The organism is Aeromonas sp. CD (assembly GCF_033349375.1).
Classification (GTDB): domain Bacteria; phylum Pseudomonadota; class Gammaproteobacteria; order Enterobacterales; family Aeromonadaceae; genus Aeromonas; species Aeromonas hydrophila.
Genome location: NZ_CP137631.1, coordinates 1,415,271 through 1,437,848 on the forward strand (window position 1 = coordinate 1,415,271; position 22,578 = coordinate 1,437,848).

The following is a 22,578-nucleotide window of genomic DNA, read 5'->3' on the forward strand; positions in this document are numbered from 1 at the left end:
TATTGCCATATAGATTTATTTCATTGGTTTTGCGTCTGCCGCCTCTCTAAACTTGAGTGCAGTTTGCATTTTTAGGCCAACCTGCATGCCTGCCTATACCCCCGTCGACATCCCCGTCAATTTGCCTGCCTCGCCTTCACTGGATCATCTGGTGGAGGAGGTCGCCGTCGCCATCAACATCAATGGCATCAACCATGCGGTGATGATGGCGACCCCGGACGATCTCGACGACTTTGCCGTCGGCTTTCTGTTTGGCGAGGGGATCATCCGGCACAACCACGAGATCCACGACATCCAGGTTGCGCCGGCCGAGCAGGGGATGGTGCTGGACATTACCATCGCCAACCGCTCCCTGGCTGTTCTGACCGAGCACAAGCGCCGGCTGACCGGGGCGACCGGTTGCGGCATCTGCGGCGTGGCGGCGGTGGAGCAGGCGCTGCCCGCACTGTCGGTGCTGCCGCTGACGCCACCGCTGGATGGGGCCTTGCTGGCGGGGCTGCGTGCGCAGATTGCCCAGTGGCAGCTCAAGGGTCAGCAGCATGGCGCCCTGCATGCGGCGCTGGCGCTGGATGCCGAGGGGCGGATCCTGCACTGCCGGGAAGATATCGGGCGCCACAATGCCCTCGACAAGCTGATCGGCCTGCTGCTGCGTCAACATAGTGCGTGCGACACCCTGGTGGTGACCAGCCGCTGCGGCAGCGAGCTGGTGCAAAAAGCCGCCCGTTTTGGTGCCCGTCACCTCATCTGCCTGGCATCGCCCAGCCAGCTGGCGGTCAGGCTGGCCCTCAAATACAACCTCAACGTCGTTCATATTCCCAAGTTTGATGCCCCGGTCAGCTACTCCAGCTATCGCCCGGCGGATCCCATCGGAGAGTGCCATGAGTCATATTGAAAAGCCCGCCAAAGCCGGCGGTTTTTCGTCCCTGCAATCCACCATGAAACAGGTGCTGCGCAGCCAGAAGACCCGTCAGAACATCAAGAACCTGCTGCGGGTCAACCAGACCGACGGCTTCGACTGCCCGGGCTGTGCCTGGGGTGACAACGACCACGGCACTTTCCAGTTCTGTGAAAACGGCGCCAAGGCGGTGGCCTGGGAATCCACCGGCAAGACGGTGGGGGCCGAGTTTTTCGCGGCCCACTCGGTGCGCCAGCTGGCCACCCAGAGCGACTACTGGCTCGAGTATCAGGGGCGGCTGACCGAGCCGATGCGCTACAACCCGGCGACCGATCACTACGAGCCGGTAAGCTGGGACGACGCCTTTGCCCTGATCGCCGACACCCTCAAGGGGCTGAATAGCCCTGACGAGGTCGAGTTCTACACCTCGGGGCGTGCCAGCAACGAGGCTTCTTATCTTTATCAGATGTTTGGCCGCCTGTTTGGCACCAACAACTTCCCCGACTGTTCCAACATGTGCCACGAGGCGAGCGGGGTGGCGCTGATCCAGTCGGTCGGCATCGGCAAGGGGACTGTGGTGCTGGATGACTTCGACCAGGCCGATGCGGTGTTCGTTTATGGCCAGAATCCGGGTACCAACCACCCACGCATGATGAATGCCCTGCGCCAGGCGGCGCGCGGCGGCTGCAAGATCGTCAGCTTCAACAACTTGAAAGAGGTGGCGCTGGAGCGCTTTGCCAGCCCGCAGAGCCCGCTCGAGCTGCTGACCCCGGCGGCCACCACCATCAGCCACCAGTACCTGACGCCGAAACTGGGTGGCGACATGGCCGCCATGCGTGGCATGGCCAAGTACATCCTGGAAGAGGCGCCAGAGGCGGTGGATCGCGACTTCATCGCTCGCCACACCCGCCATTTTGACGAGTATGAGGCGCAGGTACGGGCCACCGACTGGGCGGCGATCGAGCAGCAGTCCGGCCTGAGTCGCGCCGAGATAGTGCAGGCCGCCCGGGTCTTTGCCGCCAGCCAGCGCATCATCAGCTGCTGGGCCATGGGGGTGACCCAACACCTGCACTCGGTCGATACCATCCGCGAAATCGTCAACCTGCACCTGATGCGCGGCCAGATTGGCAAGCCGGGAGCAGGCCTCTGTCCGGTACGGGGTCACAGCAACGTGCAGGGCAACCGCACCATGGGGATCAACGAAAAGCCCACCGCCGCCTTTATCGACCGGCTCGAGCGTCACCTGCAGGTGAGCCTGCCGCGGGCCCGCGGTCACAACGTGTACGAAGCGATCAAGGCGCTGCATGAGGGCAAGAGCAAGGTGCTCATCTGCCTGGGTGGCAACCTGGCGGCAGCGGCGCCCGACACCGACTTCACCTACGGGGCGATGAAAAAGGCCGAGCTCAACGTGCAGATCAGCACCAAGCTCAACCGCAGTCATCTGCAGGTGGGCAAGGCGGCGTTGATCCTGCCCTGCCTTGGCCGCACCGAGCTTGATATCCAGCACAGCGGCAACCAGAAGATCACGGTGGAGGACACCTTCAGCATGGTGCACGCTTCGACTGGCGCGGCCGAGCCGGTGTCGCCGCTCTGCCTCTCCGAGACCGACATAGTGGCGCGGATGGCTCATGCCACCGTGGGCAGCGAGCGGGTCGACTGGCTGGCTCTGCGCGATGACTATGGCCGTATTCGCGATCTCATCGAGCAGACCATCGCCGGTTTTGCCGATTTCAATGCCCGCATCCAGCAGCCGTGCGGTTTTCATCTGGATAACTCTGCCGCCAAGCTGGTGTGGAACACCGCCAGCGGCCAGGCCGAGTTTCGTGCCAGCACCCTGCCGCACTCTGTGTTGCCGGAGTGTACCCGCCATGCCGAGCAGATGAGCGATCAGCCGGTGTTGCTGCTGCAGAGCCTGCGCTCCCACGATCAGTACAACACCACCATCTATGGCATGGATGATCGCTATCGCGGTATCAAGGGCCAGCGCAACGTGGTGTTCATGAACGAGGCTGATGCCAGCCAGCTTGGTTTTGCCGAAGGGGACAGGGTCGACATGGCGGCCATCTGCAACGACGGGCGCGAGCGCTGCGTGACCGGTTTTGTGGTGGTGATCTACGAGATCCCGCGTGGCAACATCGCGGCCTACTATCCGGAAACCAACCCGCTGGTGCCCATCGACAGCATAGGGGCGGGCTCGTTTACCCCGACCTCCAAGTCCATCCCGGTGCTGGTGACCGCCTCCCATCAACAGGACAATCTGTTGCTGCTATGAGCCGGGCGATTTGCAGGCTTGAGCCGGTTCAAGCCTGCCAGCCCAATGCAGCAGAGCACGCACATCCTATAAACAACAACGCCGCATAAGATATGCGGCGTTGTTGTTTTTCAGCTCTGGTGTAGTGGTCAACTAAATCCGGACACTCGGTTAGGCCGATGTTCGGCTTTTGCTGGCGGTATCCCGTCATTGTGTTGATGTGGACGCCGCCAGTTGTAGTAATCCATCAGGTAATAACTGATATCCCGTTTCGCCTCCCGCAGGCTCAGGTATCCCGTTACCGGGAGCCACTCTGACTTCAGGCTCCTGAACAACCGCTCCATCGGGGCGTTATCCCAGCAGTTACCACGACGACTCATGCTCTGGGTCATGCGATAGCGCCACAGTCGTTGCCGAAATGCCCGGCTGCCATATTGGCTGCCCTGGTCAGAGTGAAACAGTACGCCGAACGGGCAACCTCGTTGTTGATAGGCCATCTCCAGTGCGTTGATGGCCAGCTCTGCATCTGGTTTATCTGACATCGCCCACCCCACAACCCGCCGGGTGTACAGGTCAAGCACCGCTGCCAGGTAATGCCAACGACCACCTGCCCAGACGTAGGTGATATCGCCACACCACACCTGATTGGGTTGCTGGACATCAAATTCGCGGGCCAGCAAATTGGGAATGTCCGGTCGTTCAGACTGTGCCACCTTATAACGGTGTGCGCCCGGCTGCTTGGATGCCAGCCCGGCTTCCTTCATCAGGTTACGTACTTTGAACCGGCCAATCTGATACCCCAGCTCCCGCATCATCGACATCAAGGCACGGCTGCCTGCCGAGTTCCGGCTCGCTTTGAACAACCGGCGCAACTCGCAGCGCTGCTGCATGCGCTCACGGTTAATCGTCCGCCTGCGAGCCAGATAATCGTAAAAACAGGAGGTGGGAACATCGAAAGCGCAGCAGACCAAGGTGATGGGGGCTTGCTCCCTTAATCGGTCTATCAGCGCGTACGTGTGAACTCGTCCGCCATCAAGAGAGCAGTAGCCTTTTTTAGAATGTCCTTTTCACGTTCGAGCCGGTTGATACGGGCTTCCAGCTCCTGGATTTTCTGCTGCTCCGGAGTCAGCGCTTTGCTGATTGGGGTAGTGCCACTGCGTTCGGATTGAAGCTGCTGAACCCAGCGGCGAAGCACGGTTTCACCGACATCCAGCGAACGGCTGGCTTCGGGGACTGAATACCCCTGATCAAGCACCAGGGATGCAGCTTCCAGTTTGAATTCGGCAGTAAACGAGCGACGCAATCTTGTCATTGAACACCTCAGGTCATGGTGGCGACTGTACCACCTAAAATGGTGTCCGGGATGATTAGACCACTACATTCTCTCCCCTCGCTTTAAACTGCGGAATAGACCAGGAGCAAGGCAGTGCATCGGATCATGGCGCGCGTGGGTAAGTTCAATAGCCATGAGCAAACCTCCTTCGCTCTCGCGCCTGGGGAGGTTCCATGAGTTGTACCGGATGTAATACGCCCCCTTCCTGGCGTTCAAACCATTGATCTTTGATCGCAGTGCCATAGTTCTGCTTGGATACCCCAAAGCGCACAAACGCACTGCGCCGAGAATTTCCGATGGGTGTACTACCGCGTTGAATCTCGGTTAGCTGCTTTGCTTCTTCTTCCCCCATCCGCACGATGTAACCACACCATCGGATGTTATCAATCAACGCAGATGCGCCTCTGGCTGCCTGCTGCTGATCAAGACTGCCATCCCTGGCGCTCCCCTTGCTGGCGTGATGTAAATAGAGCACCGCAGCACCCGTATTTGCGGCCAGCGACTCAAGTCGGGTAATCAGCTGAGACATGTCCCCGTTACTATTTTCGTCCATCTGATGCATACGGCTGAGGGTGTCGAGAACAACAAGGCGATATCCATCTACCTTCTGCACCAGAGCCTGAAAACAGTCCGGATTCATCAGATCTAAACTCACCCCCATCATCGGTTCCAATGCGAGGTTTGTGGCAATAGAGGCCCTCGCTTTGGGCGATAGATGTTTGCCAAGCGCATGGACGCGATGACTAAGCACTGCAGCCGGATCTTCACCAGCCATATAGATCACTCGGCCCGAACGGGTCGGGCGTAGTTGCAACAGATCGCCATCAGACTCTTTGCAAGCCACAGCCATTGCGGCCTGCAATGCCCAAAAACTTTTACCTGTTGCTCCTGGTGCGATCAGTGCTCCCACTGTACCGGCCAAAAATCCAGACCATATGAAGTCAAGAGCCGGCGGCTCCTGTTCAAACGCAGCTAGTAGGTCAAGAGCCATGGCTTACCTCTTAGCGTTTGAATTCTGTGATTTTTGTCGTGCTAGCTGCTCGGCTTTGGTTGGCCGGCCACGCCGAGGCATATCTGCCGATTTAACAGCTCGGTCATCCAAACCTTGGCTAATGACATGTTCAGCAAGCCAAAGCTCAACATCTTCAGCACGCCAGAGCAAACGCTTGGTTCCTGGTAAACGGCAGATAGGGGGAAGTGAACAAGGGTTGCGAGTCGCGTCACTACGGATGCTAGCAACGGATTTATGCAGACAGAGAGCCAATTGCTCAACAGTCAAAAGCACCACGCTGGAGGTGGTAATAGAGGTTTGTTTCATGGTCATAACCCATCAAGGCGGCAAGGGTCATCGAATAGCTGTGCCGGTTAGCTAATCGGTAATTGACCTGAGCGGCACCATGCCCGGCCTTGAGGGTATAAAGAATTAGTGCCTGTCGTCCGATGTTACGTGACGAAATGAAGTCTACCAGCAGTGTTTTGCTATGTCATGCACTGGCAAGCGTCATTCGCCGCTACCAGGTCAGTGTGGCATGCCACAATTTTGCCACACTGGATAAGCTAAATCCTGCATTCCAACGCTCAGTAACGCATCAAACTGCAACCAGCAAATCACTGTTTTAGTTAATAAAATTTGGTGCCGATAAGGGGAATCGAACTCCTGACCTTCGCATTACGAATGCGCTGCTCTACCAACTGAGCTATACCGGCGTGCCACTAGATTCCCGAAAACAATGGGGCAAGTCAATGAGCTGCACTCAGTTTTATGAGTGAGCTCATGGAGTTACGGCCAATGTCAGAGGTCGACGAACTCCGGAATATGGGCCCGGCCGCGGCTTTCGAGAAAATCGAGCAGCGCACGGGGGGAGCGTGCCAGGATCCGCTCTGCCGGGAAGTCGGCCTCGGTGACCAGTCGGTGGCAGTGCTCGAAATCTCCGAGACTGAAGGCCACGTGGGAGTCGGAGCCGAAGGTGAGGTAGGCACCCATGTCCCGCGCTGCCTCGACGATGGCGCGGCAGTTGCCTTCACTGCCCGGGCGGGAATGGCTGAAGGAGGAGTTGTTGAGCTCCAGCGCCACCCGATACTCTGCCGCCGCCTTGACCACGGCCTGGATATCGATGGGGAAGGCGGGATTGCCGGGGTGGCTTATCATGTCGACCCGGCCGCTCTTGATGGCGTTGATCATGGCCTGGGTGTGGGTGGCCTGGTCGCAGGGGGGGAACACCGGCTCGTGAAAGCCCGCCATGATCATGTCGAGCCGCGACTCGTAGCGCTCGGGGAAGTCGATCTCGCCATCGATGTTCTTAATGTTGGCTTCGATGCCGCGCAGGATGCCAACCCCGTCGACCACCCGTGGCAACACGTGCAGATTGACGAAGTGCCAGAAGTGGGGGGCGTCCGCCATGTCGGGGCCATGATCCGTGGTGGCGAACAGCTTTATCCCCTTTGCCTTGGCGATGGGCAGGTAGTCGTGAATGGTGCTGTAGGCGTGGGTGCTGGCGACGGTGTGGGTGTGGGTATCGACCGTGTACTTCATCTTATCTTCCCCTCTGGCGTGAGGCGCCAGCATAGCAAAGGCGGCGGGTCGAGACCATGTGGCGGCTTGTCATACTTTGTCACAAATTGGGGCCTGGCTGACAAAGTTTGAACACGCTTGGCGGTCATGATGGCGTCATCGATGAAAGCCTGAACTCGCATCGATGGGTTGGATCAGGATGGTGCAACCTCATTTCCCCGCCGTCGCGCCCTGCGACGGTTTTTTTTGCCTGTTTGCCAGCGCGCTGCGCGGGTAACGGACAAAAAAATGCCCAACTAGCATGAAGCAGGTTGGGCGAGACTTAATGTTTAATTGCAGTGGCATAGATATAGAGTCCGATTCGTCCGTGAAGTTCCCGCCTTGTTCCCCATTTTCAACAAAAACATTTCACTAACACCTGTTCACATTCTCTTGACACAAAAGGTTGTGAAACGTACTTTTTAAACATTCGTTTAAGTGAGGTGTCCTGTGAGTAAAATCGATACCAAAAACCGCATTCTCGATGCCGCTGAGGTGTTGTTTGCCGAACGGGGGTTCGCCGATACCTCTTTGCGTCTGATCACCAGCGAGGCCGATGTCAACCTGGCCTCGGTGAACTATCACTTCGGCTCCAAGAAGGAGCTGATCCAGGCGGTGCTCGATCGCTATCTGAGCCTGTTCATGCCCGAGCTGGATGCACGCCTGCATACCCTGATGGCGCAGGAGCAGCTGACCCTGCTGCAGGTGTTCGAGAGCTTCGTCGACCCGCTGATGAAGCTGGTGGCGGTGCGCACCAACGGCCCGGCGATCTTCATGCAGCTGCTGGGGCGTGGCTACATCGACAGTCAGGGCCACTTGCGCCGCTTCATCACTGCCCACTACGGCCCCATTTTGCAGCGGATCACCCAGGCCATCTCCAAGGCCAACCCGGCCTTGTCGCCGGCGGATCTGTTCTGGCGGCTGCATTTCACCCTGGGCACCGTCGTGTTCACCATGGCTTCGGCCGATGCGCTGCGCGACATCGCCCAGGCCGATTTCGGCCAGCAGCTCGATGTGGAGGGGCTGGTACGTAACGTCATTCCTTATCTGGCGTCCGGTGTCGGGGCGCCCGTGGAGTCGACCAGGCTCTCCCTGGCCGTGTAACAACCAACAATAAATCAACGGAAACAGTGAAATAGAAGGAACTTGAGTATGATCACATTGCTTATCCTGCTGGTGCTGGCGATAGCCGTCGTGCTCGGCGTGCCCTCCATCCGTAAAAAGGTGGTCACCCGCCCGGTGTTCGGCATCTTCAAGAAGATACTGCCGCCCTTGTCTGCCACCGAGCGGGAGGCCATGGAAGCCGGCTCCGTCTGGTGGGATGGGGAGCTGTTTCGCGGCAACCCCGACTGGAAAAAACTGCACGGCTACGGCAAAGCCGAGCTGACCGCCGAGGAGCAGGCCTTCATCGACAACCAGGTCGAAACCCTGCTCGCCATGGTCGACGACTTCAAGATCGTCAACGAAACCAAAGACCTGCCGGAGCCGGTCTGGGACTATCTGAAGAAGGAAGGCTTCTTCTCCCTGATCATCCCGAAATCCTACGGCGGCCGTGAATTCTCGGCAATCGCCAACTCCACCATCGTCACCCGCATTGCCACCAAGAGCCTGAGCGTGGCGGTCACCGTCATGGTGCCGAACTCCCTTGGTCCGGGCGAGCTGCTGATGCACTACGGCACCCAGGCCCAGAAGGACTTCTGGCTGCCGGGGCTGGCCAATGGCAAAGAGGTACCCTGCTTCGCCCTGACCGGGCCGGAAGCGGGCTCCGATGCCGGCGCCATCCCGGACAAGGGGATCGTCTGCAAGGGGATGCACAAGGGTGAAGAGGTGCTGGGTATTCGCCTCAACTGGAACAAGCGCTACATCACCCTGGCCCCTCGTGCCACCGTGCTGGGGCTGGCGTTCAAACTGTATGACCCGGAAAAACTGCTGGGTGACAAGGAAGAGCTCGGCATCACCTGCGCGCTCATCCCCACCAGCCACCCCGGCGTGCGCGTCGGTGATCGCCACTACCCCATGGGGCTGGCGTTCCTGAACGGCCCGACCTTCGGCAAGGATGTGTTCATTCCGCTCGACTGGATCATCGGTGGCCCGGATTACGCCGGTCGTGGCTGGCGCATGCTGGTGGAGTGCCTCTCCGCCGGTCGCGGCATCTCGCTGCCAGCCCTTGGCACCGCCTGCGGTCACATGGCGAGCCGCACCGTGGGCGCCTACTCCTACGTGCGCAAGCAGTTCGGCATGTCCATAGGCAAGTTTGAAGGGGTGCAGGAAGCGCTGGCCCGCATCGGTGGCCTCACCTATCAGCTGGAAGGGGCCCGCCGCATGACCGCCGGTTCCCTGGACTTGGGTCAGGCACCGGCCATCGTCACCGCGATCTCCAAGTATCACATGACCGAAATGGCGCGCCAGATCATGGATGATTCCATGGACATCCACGCTGGCCGTGCCATCCAGCTGGGTCCGAAAAACTACACCGGCTACGCCTACATGGGCATTCCGGTCGCCATCACGGTGGAAGGGGCCAACATCCTGACCCGCAACCTGATGATCTTCGGGCAGGGTGCCACCCGCTGCCACCCGTACGTGTTTGCCGAGCTGGAAGCGGCGGCCGATACCGATGTGGAACGCGGTCTCGAGAAGTTCGACGCCCTGCTGCTGAAGCACATCGCCTTCGGCGCCGGCAACTTCTTCGGTTCCCTGTTCCAGGGGCTGACCCTGGGTCAGTTCAACAGTGCGCCGGTGGCCGGCGAAACCGCCCGCTACTACAAGCAGCTCTCCCGCATGAGTAAAGGGCTGGCCCTGTGCGCCGACGTCTCCATGCTGATGCTGGGTGGCGATCTCAAGCGCAAGGAGATGATCTCCGCCCGTCTGGGTGACGTGCTGAGCCACCTCTACCTGGCCTCCGCCACCCTCAAGCACTACGAGGATCAGGGCCGCATGGTCTCCGATCTGCCGTTCGTGCAGTACGCGGTGGAGCGCAACCTCTACCTGATTGGCAAGGCGTTCGAGGGCTTCTTCCAGAACTTCCCGAACAAGGTGGTGGGTGCCGTGCTCAAGCGGGTGGTGTTCCCGTTCGGCGTCGGTTACAAGATGCCGGCAGACGATCGCTGCCACGCCATCTGTCTGGCCATGATGAAGCCGGGCGAGTTCCGCGACCGTCTGACCGCCCTCTGCTACGTCGGCAAAGACGAGGCGGATCCGGTCGGTCTGATGGAGCGTGCCTTCCAGGCCATGGTCGCAGTGCAGCCCTACGAGAAGAAACTGGTGCAGGCCCAGAAAGAGGGCAAACTGCCCCGCAAACTGGCGCTGCCGGAGCTGGTTGCCGCAGCCCTGTCTCAATCCATCCTGAGCAAGGACGAGGCGGACAAGCTGTTGGCCGCCGATGCCTTGCGCTACGAGGCGATCCAGGTGGACAACTTTGCCCCGGGCGAGCTGGAGGGATTATCCCAGCAAAATCCGGTGGTGCACGCCGCCTGAGAGAGCACTCACTCCTGAACCTGAAACCGGCCGTCATGGCCGGTTTTTTTGTTTGTTAACCCTGCATTTACAACCTCGATTAATTCCAGTTTAATGCAATGGCCCCTCACCCTTGGGGCAGGAAGCAAGGCCAGCGGAATGGCCGACAACAACAAACTCAGGAAGAGTGAATGAACCTCGCCAAAACGGCGATCGAACGCCCCATCTGGGTGGCGGTCTCGATCGTGCTGATTTTTCTGCTGGGCCTGCTCAGCATCCGGGGGCTGCCGATCCAGCTGTTTCCCGACATCGATCGCCCGCACCTCAATATCTCGGTGGACTGGCGCTCGGCCTCGCCCCAGGAGATGGAGTCGGAGATAACCGACCCCATCGAGCAGGAGATGCAGGGGGTGCAGGGGCTCAAGAACCTCACCAGCAACAGCTTCCCTGGCTTCACCGAAATCGACCTGGAGTTTGCCCTCGGCACCGACATGCAGCGGGCCCAGCTCGACGTCATCTCCCGCTTGAACCGGGTCTCCGGCCTGCCGGACAAGATTGGCGGCCCCTATGTCAACAACTACAGCAGCAACGACACCCTAACCTTCTTCTTCATCCAGCAGTTGCCCGGTGCCAAGGGGCAGATCGACAATCACCAGGCGCTGATCGAGGCGCGGGTCAAGCCGGAGCTGGAGCGGATACCCGGGGTGTCGACGGTAGACATCGAGGGGATCAACGAGCGCCAGATCCAGATCCGCTTCGACCCTTACCGCGCCGCCGAGCTGGGGGTGGAGATCCCGGTACTGGCCAGCCGGGCCAGCACCGGCTGGGACGTCTCCGCCGGCACCCTCGACATCGGCCGCTGGGAGTACAAGCTGCGCTTTGCCGGTCGCTACGACGTGGCGACCCTGGGGGACAAGGTGGTGGACTGGCGCGACGGCCTGCCCATCTACCTGCGTGATGTGGCCGAGGTCAGGTTGGCCCGGGAGGAGAACCCGGTACTGCGCATTCAGAACGGCAACACCGCCATCGCGGCCCAAATCTTCAAGGAGAGCGGTGCCAACGCCCTGGCGGCGCTGGAGGCGATCAAGCTCAAGGTGGGCGAGCTCAACCGCGAGGTGCTGGAGCCGGTCGGCCTGCACATGGAGCAGTCGTTCGACGCCTCCCTCTACATCAACCGGGCGGTGGGCATGGTGACCGCCAACCTGGGGCTCGGCGTACTGCTCTCCTGCGCCATCCTCTGGGTCTTTCTGCGCCAGCTCAAGGCGACCCTGATGATCGCGATCGCCATTCCCATCAGCATCATGCTCACCTTCTGCCTGCTCAAGGTGCTGGGGCGGACCCTCAACGTCATTTCGCTGGCGGGCATTGCCTTTGCGGTGGGCATGGTGCTCGATGCCGCCATCGTGGTGCTGGAGAGCATCTACCGGCGCCACGAGCGAGGGGATCTCGGCAAGGCGGAGGCGGCGCTGGAAGGCACCAGCCGGGTGTGGACCGCGCTGGTGGCCTCCACCCTGACCACGGTCGCCATCTTCCTGCCGGTGCTGCTGCTCAACGACGTGGAGGGTCAGTTGTTTGCCGATCTGGCGCTCACCATCGCCTGCGCGGTGAGCGTCTCCATGCTGGTGGCGGTGACCGTACTGCCAGCGGTGGCGGCGCGCTGGATGGGACGTGAGCGGTTGATCGATCCCTATGAGGGGCTGTGGCAGGGCACCACCCGACGGGTGATCCGCTGGACCGGCACCTCCCGCCAGCGCTGGACCGTCATCACCCTGATGATGAGCCTGCCGGCGCTGGCCACCTGGGCCCTGTTGCCGAAGATGGACTATCTGCCGGACGTGAAGCGCGATGCGGTGGATGTCTGGATGAACTTCACCCCGGGTTTCAACCTGCAGGCCCAGCGCGAGGAGGTGATCGACACCCTGATCGCCCGCCTCGCCCCTTACATGAAGGGGGAGCGGGAACCGGCCCTCAAGAACTACTACATCCTGCGCTACCCGGGCGGCGCCCAGATCGGGGTGCGGCCGAAAGAGGAGGATCAGATCAAGGTGCTGGAGCAGCTGTTGATGAAGCAGCTGCTGGTGGGGATCCCCGACACTCAGGTGTTTGGCGGCCAGGGTTCGCTGTTCGGCGGCTTTGACAGCGAGAACGGCATCTCCCTGCTGCTGCAGGGGGGCGATCTGGCCGAGCTCTACCAGGCGGCACGGGCCGCCATGGCCATCGTCAAGCAGGATCTGCCGGGTGCCCAGGTGAGGCCGCAGCCGGATCTCGATTTCACCGCTCCCGAGCTGCGGCTGGTGCCGCAGGACAGGCGCCTCGCCGAGGTGGGCTGGGATCGCACACCCATGCCCGCCATCATCCAGACTTTCGGCGACGGGCTGCGGGTTGGCGAGTATTTCGACGGGGAGGAGCGGCTCGACATCATGCTGATGGGGCAGACCTCGGCCAACCCGGACGAGCTCAAGGCGGTGCCGCTGGCGACCCCGTCCGGGCGCATAGTGCCGCTCGGCGAGCTGCTGCGGGTGGAGCACGACATGGGGCCGGCCAGCATCTTTCGGGCCGACGGCCGGCGCAGCATCAGCCTGCAGATCTCGCCCCCGGCGGGGATGAGCATGGAGCAGGTGCTCGATACCTTGCAGAGCAAAAGCTTTGCCGCCATCCGGCCACTGCTGCCCGCCGGCGGTGAGCTGCGGGTCTCCGGCAATGCCGACAGTCTGCAACAGGCGCTGGGCAACCTGGGGGCCATCTTCCTGTTTGCCGTGATGATCCTGCTGATCCTGTTATGGGGAGTCTTTGCCTCCCTCAAGGATGCTGTGCTGGTGCTGCTGACCCTGCCGCTTGCCACCGTCGGCGGCGTGCTGGCGCTGCACCTGAGCGGCCTGCTGGTGCCGCTGCCGATGGATCTGCTGACCATCATCGGCTTCGTCATTTTGCTGGGGCTGGTGGTCAACAACGCCATCCTGCTGGTGCATCAGACCCGCACCGCGGAGCGGGAGGGGATGAGCCGCCAGCTGGCGGTGGCCGATGCCCTGCAAAGCCGGATGCGGCCCATCGCCATGACCAGCCTCACCAGCATCTTCGGCATGCTGCCGCTGATGCTGAGCCCGAGCGAGGGCAGTGAAATCTACCGGGGGCTGGCCACCGTCATCGTTGGCGGCATGAGCTGCAGCACCCTGTTTACCCTGATCCTGTTGCCCGCCTTCCTGCGACTGGGGGAGCGGGCCGAATCACCGCTCGCCCTGCGCCAGCGGGCCTGAGCAAGGAGCTCATCGATGACACACGGTTTTACAAGGATGGTAGTGGGCGCGGCGCTGCTGGCGGGGGGCGTGCTCCCCGCGCTGGCCCAGGGCAAGATGGTGACCCTGGCGGACGTGACCCGGGGGGAGGCGGCGGCCAGCATCTGGGTCAGCGGCACGGTGGCGAGCCGCCAGCAGGCGGCGCTCAGCGCGGAGGTGAGCGGCCGGGTGGAGTGGATTGCCGAGTTCGGCAGCCGGGTCAGCAAGGGGGATGAGCTGCTGCGCCTCGACAGTGCGGCGCTGCGGCTCTCGCTGGAGCAGGCTCAGGCCGAGCAGGCCAAGTGGGAGAGCAACGTGCGCTTCGCCCGCGCCGAGTTTGGCCGGCTGGCGACGCTGCACCGCCAGAAGAGCACCTCCCAGAGCCAGTATGACAAGGCGCGCTACGACGTGGAGCAGGCTGAACTGGCCGAGCGGCTGGCGCGGGTGCAGGTGCGCCAGATTGAGGAGCAGCTGCGCAGAAGCCACATCTTCGCGCCGTTCGACGGGGTGGTGAACAACCACTTCATCCAGCCGGGGGAGCACGTGGATGCCGGCGAGCAGGCGCTGGAGCTGGTCAATCCCGATCAGCCCGACATCCGGCTGCAGGCCCCCATCGTCTGGGCCGGTCAGCTGGCGCCCCAGACCCGGCTGCGGGTGGAAGGGGAGCAGCTCAGCGGCCACGGTGTCTATTACCAGCGGGCGGCGAGCGCCGATCCCAAGTCGCGCCTCATCGAGCTGCGCCTCAAGCCCGAGGCGGGGCGCTTCATCATCGGCTCGCCGGTGCGGGTGGCGCTGCCGCTGGCGGAGCAGCAGACCATGCTGCTGCCGCGCGATGCCCTGGTGCTCAACACCGAGGGGAGCGTGGTCTATCAGGTGGAGCAGCGCGGCGAGGAGCTGACGGTGAACCGGGTGCCGGTGACCGTGCTGTTTGGCGACAGCCGGCAGGTGGCGGTGAGCGGAGCGCTCAAGCAGGGTGACAGAGTGGTGGTGCGTGGCGCCGGCAGCCTGCAGGACGGCGACAAGGTCGAACTGTTTCGCGGCTGAGGCGGCGGTTCCGCCATAAAAAAACGGCTCCCGCGGGAGCCGTTTTTGGTGCCGGTGAAGGGCGATTACTCGACCATCATCACCTTGCAGGTGTTGGTACTGCCGACGGTTTCCATCTTGTCGCCGTGGGTCAGCAACACCATGTCACCGCTTTGCAGCAGCCCCTTGGCCTTGAGCACGTCCAGCGCGTCGCGGCACACTTCGTAGACCGGCTTGGTCTCGTCGCCGTCGAACAGCACCGGGGTGACGCCGCGGTAGAGGTTGGTCCAGGCCAGGGTCTTGTTGTGCGGTGACATGGCGAAGATCGGCAGGCCGGAGCTGATGCGGGACATCAGCAGCGGGGTGGTGCCCGATTCGGTCAGCGCCACGATCGCCTTGACCCCTTCCAGGTGGTTGGCCGCATACATGGTGGACATGGCGACGGCCTCTTCCACCGAGGTGAAGGTGTAGCTCATGCGGTGGTTGGAGACGTTCAGGCTCGGGTGCTTCTCGGCACCGACGCAGACGCTGGCCATGGAGGTGACGGTTTCGATGGGGAACTGACCGGCGGCGGTCTCGGCGGAGAGCATCACCGCATCGGTACCGTCCAGCACGGCGTTGGCCACGTCCATCACTTCGGCACGGGTCGGCAGCGGCGCGTTGATCATCGACTCCATCATCTGGGTGGCGGTGATGACCACGCGGTTCAGGCGACGGGAGTGGCGAATGAGCTTCTTCTGCACGCCGACCAGCTCGGGATCGCCGATTTCGACGCCCAAGTCACCACGCGCCACCATGACGGCATCGGAGCCGAGGATGATGTCTTCCATCGCCTCGTCGGTGGCGACGGTTTCGGCGCGCTCGACCTTGGCCACGATTTTGGCGTTGGAGCCGGCTTCGCGGGCCAGCTCGCGGGCGTAACGCAGGTCATCGCCGCAACGGGGGAAGGAGACGGCCAGGTAGTCCACGTTCATGCGGGCGGCGGTCTTGATGTCTTCCTTGTCCTTCTCGGTCAGGGCCGGAGCGGAGAGACCGCCGCCCTTCTTGTTGATGCCCTTGTTGTTGGAGAGCGGACCGGCCACGGTGACCGTGGTGTGGATGCGGGTGCCTTCGACCTGCTCCACCTTCAGCTGCACGCGACCGTCGTCCAGCAGCAGGATGTCACCGGCGATCACATCGCCCGGCAGGCTCTTGTAGTCGATGCCGACCTGCTCCTGGCAGCCTTCACCCTTGCCGAGGGCGGCATCGAGGATGAACTTGTCGCCGACGGCCAGATAGATCTTGCCGTCCTTGAAGGTGGAAACACGGATCTTGGGGCCCTGCAGGTCGCCCATGATGGCGACGTGACGACCCAGCTTGGCGGCGATGTCACGCACCTGGTTGGCGCGCAGGATGTGGTCTTCAGCAGTGCCGTGGGAGAAGTTCATCCGCACCATGTCGGCGCCGGCACGGATGATCCCCTCGAGGATCCCTTCGCGATCGGTGGCCGGACCGAGTGTGGTTACAATCTTTGTACGTCTTGGCATGAAAGACTCCAGTTTTGAAGTTGATATGACTTGAGATACTGCCCCGTCAAGCGCATGACCCATTGCACCCGCTTGCAAGCCATCTGGGTGGCTTTTGTTACTAAATTACAATACTACACCAAGGAAGGTGGCAGAGACAGCCGGGGGCCAAGGCCCCCGCTGCTTACGAAGAGTGGGGTGTATCAAAGCGGGATTCGCGCAAACCTTCTTTGACTTTCTTCAGGTTTTCGCGAAATTTCATGCCGCGGCGCAGGGTGAAACCGGTCGCCAGCACGTCCACCAGGGCGAGCTGGGCGATGCGCGATGCCATCGGCATGTAGACGTCGGTATCTTCCGGCACGTCCATGGAGAGCACCAGGTTGCACTCGCGCGCCAGCGGGGAGTCCTTGGCGGTCATGCCGATGACGGTGGCGTCGTTTTCACGGGCCAGCGCGGCAATCTCCACCAGCGCCTTGGTGCGGCCGGTGTGAGAGATGAGCACCACCACGTCCCCTTCGCTGCTGTTGATGCAGCTCATGCGCATCATGACGATGTCATCGAAGCTCACCACCGGGATGTTGAAGCGGAAGAACTTGTTCTGGGCATCGCGGGCGACGGCGGAGGAGGCGCCCAGGCCAAAGAAGCTGATCTTCTTGGACTGGGTCAGGATATCGACGCAGCGATTGATGGCGGAGATGTCCAGGCTGTTCTTGGCGGCATCGAGGCAGGCCATGGTGGATTCGAAGATCTTGGCGGTATAGGTATCGGGCCCGTCTTCCGCCTCCACGTGGCGGTTCACATAGGGCGTGCCGTTGGCCAGGCTCTGGGCCAGATGCAGTTTGAAATCGGGAAAGCCTTTGGTATCGAGACGGCGGCAGAAACGGTTGACGGTCGGCTCGCTGACGTCAGCCATCTTGGCGAGGGTGGCGATACTGGAGTGGATGGCCGTCTGCGGGGAGGCCAGGATGACCTCGGCGACTTTACGCTCTGATTTACTGAAACTTTCCAAATTATTAGTAATTTTATCAAGGGTATTCATCATCACCACCAGGCGTTTTTGTAATTTAGCTTCAGTGTCTTTGCACTAAATTCATGGCTAAGCAGGTTTCCAATCAACTTGATGACTATACAAGACAAGCTCTTATCGAAACTAATCTCGGCCCTGCAAAGTATGACTCATGTCTAATTATTTCGTTGTTTTGGTTACAAACTTCCAGTCATTCCGTGAAAGCGCTTACAAATGTTGCAAAGCAACAACACTGTGAGCGGGCGCACAGTTGCACCCATCAAACGCGCCGCAAGGGGAGGGGCTCGGGTAGAATTGGCACCAAATAATAAGTGCGGGACGGTAACGGCCGCCCCGACCCCAGTAACGAAGGAGTTGTTTTATGCAGCATACCCATGCGCTGGTCGGCGACGTAGGCGGCACCAATGCCCGGTTGGCCCTGTGCGAGCTGGCAACCGGCACCATTTCCCAGGCCAAGACCTATTCCGGGCTGGCCCATCCCAGTCTGGAAGCCGTGGTTCGCCTCTATCTGGATGAGCACAAGGTGCAGGTGGGCGAAGCCTGCATCGCCATCGCCTGCCCCATCAATGGCGACTGGGTCGCCATGACCAACCACAGCTGGGAGTTTTCCATCAGCGAGATGCAGGCCAATCTGGGCCTGAGCCGGTTGCAGGTGATCAACGATTTTACCGCCGTCTCCATGGCGGTGCCGGTGCTGGACGCGGCTGACTGCATCCAGCTGGGGGGCGCGGCGCCGGTGGCCGGCAAGCCCATTGCCATCTACGGGGCCGGCACCGGCCTTGGCGTCGCCCACCTGGTGCACACCGGCGAGCAGTGGCTGAGTCTGCCAGGCGAGGGTGGCCACGTGGACTTTGCCGCCAACAGCGAAGAAGAGGATGCGGTGCTGCAGGTGATGCGCGCCGAGCTGGGCCACGTCTCGGCCGAGCGGCTGCTCTCTGGCCCCGGTCTCGTCAACATCTACCGTGGTCTGGTGAAATCCGACGGCCGTGAGCCGCAGGCATTCGAACCCAAGGACATCACCGAGCGCGCGCTGGCGGGCGAGTGCCTGGACTGCCGCCGTACCTTGAGCCTGTTCTGCGTGCTGATGGGCCGCTTTGCCGGCAACCTGGCGCTCAACATGGGCACCTTCGGCGGCGTCTACATCGCCGGTGGCATAGTGCCGCGCTTTCAGGAGTTCTTCATCGGCTCGGGCTTTCGGGTGGCCTTCGAAGACAAGGGGCGTTTCAAATCCTACCTCAAGGATATCCCCGTCTTCCTCATCACCCACGAGGGGCCGGGTCTGCTCGGCGCCGGCGCCTATCTGCGCCAGTCGCTCGGCATCAAGCTATAAGCAGGCGGCTTGCCGGGGGACGGATCGGCCATGGTTCAGCCTTGATTCAGTGACCATGGCGTAGAGTGTCAACACGTACTCAAGAAGGCAGGGCTCCATAAGGAATTGGGACTTGTCTTCATCCGCTGGGTGCGTTTGTCACCTGACAAGCCTGAACTGTTTCACCGGCCCTCGCGGCCGGTTTTTTTATGCCTGCGGTTTGCCGGCTGGATGGAGATGCCGTCCTTTGTGAAAGGATGGGCCTGCGCCGCAATGCACTGCGCCTGCCGGGTGGCAGGCGCAGCGTATGGGCCGGGATGGGCTCAGGGCAGGTCGAGGGTGAAGCGGGCGCCCCCGAGCGGGGACTCATCCACCATGATCTGGCCGCCGTAGCTGTGCACAATTTCGGTGACCACCGCCAGCCCGATGCCCTGGCCGGGGGAGCTGTCGGCGCGTACCCCGCGCTGGAAGATCTGCTGCGACTTGCCGGGGTCGATGCCGGGGCCGTCGTCCTCGATCTCGATCCGCAGCCGGTCGAGCCGGCGGCTCACCGTCACCTTGATCTCGCTGATGGCGAACTTGAAGGCGTTGTCGAGCAGGTTGCCCATCAGCTCCATCAAGTCCCCCTGCTCGCCGGCGAAGAAGACGTCGTCATCGAACTTGAAGCGGGTCTGCAGCTTCTTGTGGCGATAGACCTTGGCGAGGCTGGCCAGCAGCTTCTCGATGAGGGGCACCGGCTCGGTACCCTTGCTGGCGAGGCGCTTGCGGCCGGTGACGGCGCGGCGCAGCTGGTACTGGATGATCTGATCCATGGTCAGGATCTGCTCATTGATGTTGTCGTGGATGTCGCGTCCCAGCTTGACCTCCTGTGCCGTCATCTGGATCAGCGCCAGCCGGGTTTTCAGGCTGTGGGCCAGATCGTTGAGGGCGTGCTGGTAGCGCTGGGTCTGCTGGCGTTCGTTCTCCAGCAGCTGGTTGACCGACTCGGTCAGCGGCGTCAGCTCCCGCTCATAGTCGTTGGAGAGCGCCTCCCGCTTGCCGGCCCGGATCTCGTCCATCTGGCGCGCCATGGTGCGCAGGGAGCCCAGGCTCCAGAAACTGGTGAGCAGCAGCAGGGCGCCGAGCAGGGAGTAGGCGAGCAGGGCCTGGCGGATGCACTGGTAGAGGTAATCGCGGGTCTGGGCCAGATAGCGCTTGGCCGAATCGACCATCACCACGTAATAGGTGGTGGGGCCGTCGCCGTGATTGCGCAAAAAGCGCAGGCTGTAGATGAAGTAGCTCTCGCCGTTCTTGATGGTGTGACGCTTGAAGAAGTAGTCCTGATCCAGCCCGCCCAGATACTTCATCAGATCCTGGCAGATGGTGTCCCTGGCCTGGATCACCTCCGGCATGTGCATGCTGGACCAGCTCAGCTGGCCATCGGCCCGGCAGATCAGGGTATCCAGATTGGGGTCGACGGCATCCGGGGTGATCCGGCCCAGATCCGTGGTGGCATGGGCGTCCGGCAGCTTGGAGGAGAACAGCTTGGAGAGGTTCTCCTGCATGCGGGTGCTGGCCTTCTGGGCCTGCTCCTCGGTGTGACCCAGATAGAGGATGTAGACCGAGAAGGCCATGATGAGCGCGATGACCAGCATGGCGCTCAGCATCAGCTTGATGTGCAGCGAGCGGCGGATGAAGCTCATGGGGCGCAGCAGACGAAAATCCATCAGTTGCACGACAGGTTGAAGATGTAACCCTGGCGGCGGATGGTGGAGATGGGCTGGATGGTCCCCTCCGGATCCAGCTTCTTGCGCAGCCGGCTCACCATCACCTCGATGGTGTTGGGATCCCCCTCGCCGTCGCCGTAGAGCTGGTCCAGCAACTGCTGCTTGGAGACCACCTGGCGGGCGTTGCGCATCAGGTATTCGAGGATCAGGTATTCAAAGCTGGTGAGCACCACCGGGGTGCCGGCGATGGTCAGCTCCTTGCGGGAGAGATCCAGCTCGTAGTCGCCGGCCTTGACCCTGGGGGAGATGAAGCCAGCACTGCGGCGCACCAGGGCGTTGAGGCGGGCCAGCAGCTCGTCCTTCTGGAACGGCTTGACCAGGTAGTCGTCCGCCCCGGCTTCCAGCCCCTCCACCTTGTCCTGCCAGTTGCCGCGCGCGGTCAATACGATGATGGGAAAGGGGATTTGCTGCTCGCGCAGCTGGCGGATGAGTTGCAAACCGTCCATGTCCGGCAGACCCAGATCGATGATGGCCACGTCGATGGGATAGTCGGCGGCGTAATGCAGTGCCACCTGGGCACTGTCGGTGCTGTGTACCTGATTCTGGGCTTCGGTCAGCAGGGTGCTGAGATGGTGATTGAGCAGCTTGTCGTCTTCGACCAACAATATTTTCATAAGGTGCGCGATCATGGGGATCCAGGCTGTCAATTAGAGGGCTTATGACGGGGAGAGTCAATCCGGATCCTAACAGCCCTGGCTGTATCGGGACTGAATCAGCCCGCTATTGGTTAATTCCCTTTAACCCATTGCGGCAACGGTATTTATCCGCCAAGTGGCGCCAACAAAAAAAGCCAGTCAGGGTCACTGACTGGCTTTTTTGTTGGCGCTTGTCGGGGATCAGTCGATGAGACTGGCCCACAGGTCGTACTCGTCCGCTTCATCGATGCGGACCTTGACCATGTCGCCGGGCTTGAGGCCGGTTTCACCGTTCAGGTAGACCAGGCCGTCGATCTCGGGGGCATCGGCGGCGGAGCGGCCAGTGGCACCCTCTTCGTCCACCTCGTCGATCAGCACCAGCATCTCCTTGCCGACCTTGCGGGCGAGCTTGCGGATGGAAACCTGCTGCTGCAGTTCCATGAAGCGCTGGAAGCGCTCTTCCTGCACTTCTGCCGGTACCGGATCCGGCAGCACGTTGGCCTTGGCACCTTCGACCGGGCTGTATTTGAAGCAGCCGACCCGATCCAGCTCTGCCTTGTCGATGAAGTCCAGCAGCATCTGGAACTCTTCTTCGGTTTCGCCGGGGAAGCCGACGATGAAGGTGGAGCGCAGGGTGATCTCGGGGCAGATCTCGCGCCACTTCTGGATCCGCTCCAGGGTGCGCTCGACGGTGCCCGGGCGCTTCATCAGCTTGAGGATGCGCGGGCTGGCGTGTTGCAGCGGGATATCGAGGTAGGGCAGTACCTTGCCGTCGCGCATCAGCGGGATGACGTCATCCACGTGCGGGTAGGGGTAGACGTAGTGCAGGCGTACCCACATGCCGAGCTTGGCCAGCTCTTCGCACAGGGCCACCATGCTGGTCTTGACCGGCATGCCGTCGTAGAAACCGGTGCGGTGCTTGACGTCCACGCCGTAGGCAGAGGTGTCCTGAGAGATCACCAGGATCTCCTTCACGCCGGCCTCTTTCAGGCGCTTGGCCTCGGCCAGCACTTCGCCGATGGGGCGGCTGACCAGATCCCCGCGCATGGAGGGGATGATGCAGAAGGTGCAGCGGTGGTTGCAGCCTTCGGAAATCTTCAGATAGGCGTAGTGGCGGGGGGTCAGCTTGACGCCCTGGGCCGGCACCAGGCTGGTGAAGGGGTTGTGGGTCGGCTTCTCGACGTACTTGTGCACGTGACCCAGCACCTCTTCGTAGGCGTGGGGACCGGTGATCTCGAGCACCTTGGGGTGGATCTCGCGGATCTGGTTCTCTTTGGCACCTAGGCAGCCGGTGACGATCACCTTGCCGTTCTCGGCCAGGGCCTCGCCGATGGCTTCCAGGGATTCCTGTACCGCGCTGTCGATGAAGCCGCAGGTGTTGACCACCACCACTTCCGCATCGTCATAGCTGGGCACCACGTCGTACCCTTCGGTACGCAGCTGGGTCAGGATGCGCTCGGAATCGACCAGATTTTTGGGGCAACCCAAGGAGACGAATCCTACTTTGGGGGCCTGTTTTGTGTTGGACATCGCTCAATCACTCTTAGGTGGCTCT

At 61.5% G+C, this 22,578-nt stretch carries 15 protein-coding genes, 1 tRNA gene and 1 pseudogene; 7 read left to right on the forward strand and 10 right to left on the reverse strand.

Going from position 1 to position 22,578, the window contains the following annotated elements; all coding sequences use genetic code 11:
• Positions 1 to 85: 85 nt before the first annotated feature.
• The gene (fdhD, locus tag R2E40_RS06615; protein ID WP_318165050.1) at positions 86 to 892 is read left to right on the forward strand and encodes a formate dehydrogenase accessory sulfurtransferase FdhD; all 807 of its coding nucleotides are present in this window, start codon (positions 86 to 88) and stop codon (positions 890 to 892) included.
• Positions 879 to 3,167: an FdhF/YdeP family oxidoreductase gene (locus R2E40_RS06620; protein WP_318165051.1), complete on the forward strand. Its 2,289-nt coding sequence runs from the start codon at positions 879 to 881 to the stop codon at positions 3,165 to 3,167. Before fdhD ends, R2E40_RS06620 begins: the two co-directional genes overlap by 14 nt.
• 128 nt (positions 3,168 to 3,295) lie before the next feature.
• Here the strand turns inward: R2E40_RS06620 and R2E40_RS06625 are convergent.
• From R2E40_RS06625 to R2E40_RS06645, 5 genes and pseudogenes are all read right to left on the reverse strand, one after another.
• A protein-coding gene (locus R2E40_RS06625) for an IS3 family transposase (RefSeq protein WP_318164089.1) occupies positions 3,296 to 4,458 on the reverse strand; the annotation gives its coding sequence in 2 pieces (ribosomal slippage) (positions 3,296 to 4,203 and positions 4,203 to 4,458; 1,164 coding nt in all).
• A 69-nt stretch (positions 4,459 to 4,527) separates the two neighbouring features.
• Positions 4,528 to 4,614, reverse strand: a pseudogene (gene repC, locus R2E40_RS06630) (replication protein C, IncQ-type); the annotation flags it as partial.
• Positions 4,604 to 5,470: a helicase RepA family protein gene (locus R2E40_RS06635; RefSeq protein WP_318165052.1), complete on the reverse strand. Its 867-nt coding sequence runs from the start codon at positions 5,468 to 5,470 to the stop codon at positions 4,604 to 4,606. The pseudogene repC and the gene R2E40_RS06635, both read right to left, overlap by 11 nt.
• A 640-nt stretch (positions 5,471 to 6,110) precedes the next feature.
• A tRNA-Thr gene (locus R2E40_RS06640) sits at positions 6,111 to 6,186 on the reverse strand.
• A gap of 85 nt (positions 6,187 to 6,271) precedes the next feature.
• The gene (locus R2E40_RS06645; RefSeq protein ID WP_005298720.1) at positions 6,272 to 7,012 is read right to left on the reverse strand and encodes a phosphatase; all 741 of its coding nucleotides are present in this window, start codon (positions 7,010 to 7,012) and stop codon (positions 6,272 to 6,274) included.
• Positions 7,013 to 7,480: 468 nt separating this feature from the next.
• Here R2E40_RS06645 and R2E40_RS06650 point away from each other — a divergent pair, with 468 nt between their 5' ends.
• The 4 genes from R2E40_RS06650 (at position 7,481) to R2E40_RS06665 (ending at position 14,802) form a co-directional block, all read left to right on the forward strand.
• Entirely contained in the window at positions 7,481 to 8,134 is a 654-nt protein-coding gene (locus tag R2E40_RS06650) for a TetR/AcrR family transcriptional regulator (RefSeq protein ID WP_011705252.1), read from the forward strand.
• A gap of 48 nt (positions 8,135 to 8,182) precedes the next feature.
• On the forward strand, positions 8,183 to 10,507 hold the full coding sequence (locus R2E40_RS06655) for an acyl-CoA dehydrogenase (protein WP_168755062.1): 2,325 nt from the start codon (positions 8,183 to 8,185) through the stop codon (positions 10,505 to 10,507).
• A 170-nt stretch (positions 10,508 to 10,677) separates the two neighbouring features.
• The gene (locus tag R2E40_RS06660; protein WP_318165053.1) at positions 10,678 to 13,740 is read left to right on the forward strand and encodes an efflux RND transporter permease subunit; all 3,063 of its coding nucleotides are present in this window, start codon (positions 10,678 to 10,680) and stop codon (positions 13,738 to 13,740) included.
• A 15-nt stretch (positions 13,741 to 13,755) separates the two neighbouring features.
• A complete protein-coding gene (locus R2E40_RS06665) occupies positions 13,756 to 14,802 on the forward strand; it encodes an efflux RND transporter periplasmic adaptor subunit (RefSeq protein ID WP_045529502.1) in 1,047 nt (348 codons plus the stop codon).
• A gap of 65 nt (positions 14,803 to 14,867) precedes the next feature.
• Here the strand turns inward: R2E40_RS06665 and pyk are convergent, their stop codons facing one another.
• Together pyk and R2E40_RS06675 are read right to left on the reverse strand one after the other, a co-directional pair.
• Entirely contained in the window at positions 14,868 to 16,307 is a 1,440-nt protein-coding gene (pyk, locus tag R2E40_RS06670) for a pyruvate kinase (RefSeq protein ID WP_011705256.1), read from the reverse strand.
• 163 nt (positions 16,308 to 16,470) lie between these two features.
• Complete coding sequence (locus tag R2E40_RS06675) at positions 16,471 to 17,328, reverse strand: MurR/RpiR family transcriptional regulator (RefSeq protein ID WP_039215309.1); 858 nt, start codon at positions 17,326 to 17,328, stop codon at positions 16,471 to 16,473.
• A 346-nt stretch (positions 17,329 to 17,674) separates the two neighbouring features.
• On the opposite strand from R2E40_RS06675, the gene glk reads away from it, so the two are divergent.
• A complete protein-coding gene (glk, locus tag R2E40_RS06680) occupies positions 17,675 to 18,643 on the forward strand; it encodes a glucokinase (protein ID WP_011705258.1) in 969 nt (322 codons plus the stop codon).
• A 302-nt stretch (positions 18,644 to 18,945) separates the two neighbouring features.
• Here the strand turns inward: glk and R2E40_RS06685 are convergent, their stop codons facing one another.
• From R2E40_RS06685 to rimO, 3 genes are all read right to left on the reverse strand, one after another.
• Positions 18,946 to 20,328 (reverse strand): ATP-binding protein, encoded by a 1,383-nt coding sequence (locus R2E40_RS06685; RefSeq protein ID WP_318165054.1) that lies wholly within the window; start codon positions 20,326 to 20,328, stop codon positions 18,946 to 18,948.
• The gene (locus R2E40_RS06690; protein ID WP_016350040.1) at positions 20,328 to 21,002 is read right to left on the reverse strand and encodes a response regulator; all 675 of its coding nucleotides are present in this window, start codon (positions 21,000 to 21,002) and stop codon (positions 20,328 to 20,330) included. The genes R2E40_RS06685 and R2E40_RS06690 overlap by 1 nt, the downstream gene beginning before the upstream one ends.
• A 222-nt stretch (positions 21,003 to 21,224) precedes the next feature.
• Positions 21,225 to 22,553, reverse strand: a complete 1,329-nt coding sequence (gene rimO / locus R2E40_RS06695) for a 30S ribosomal protein S12 methylthiotransferase RimO (protein ID WP_318165055.1) — start codon at positions 22,551 to 22,553, stop codon at positions 21,225 to 21,227.
• Positions 22,554 to 22,578: the final 25 nt, after the last annotated feature.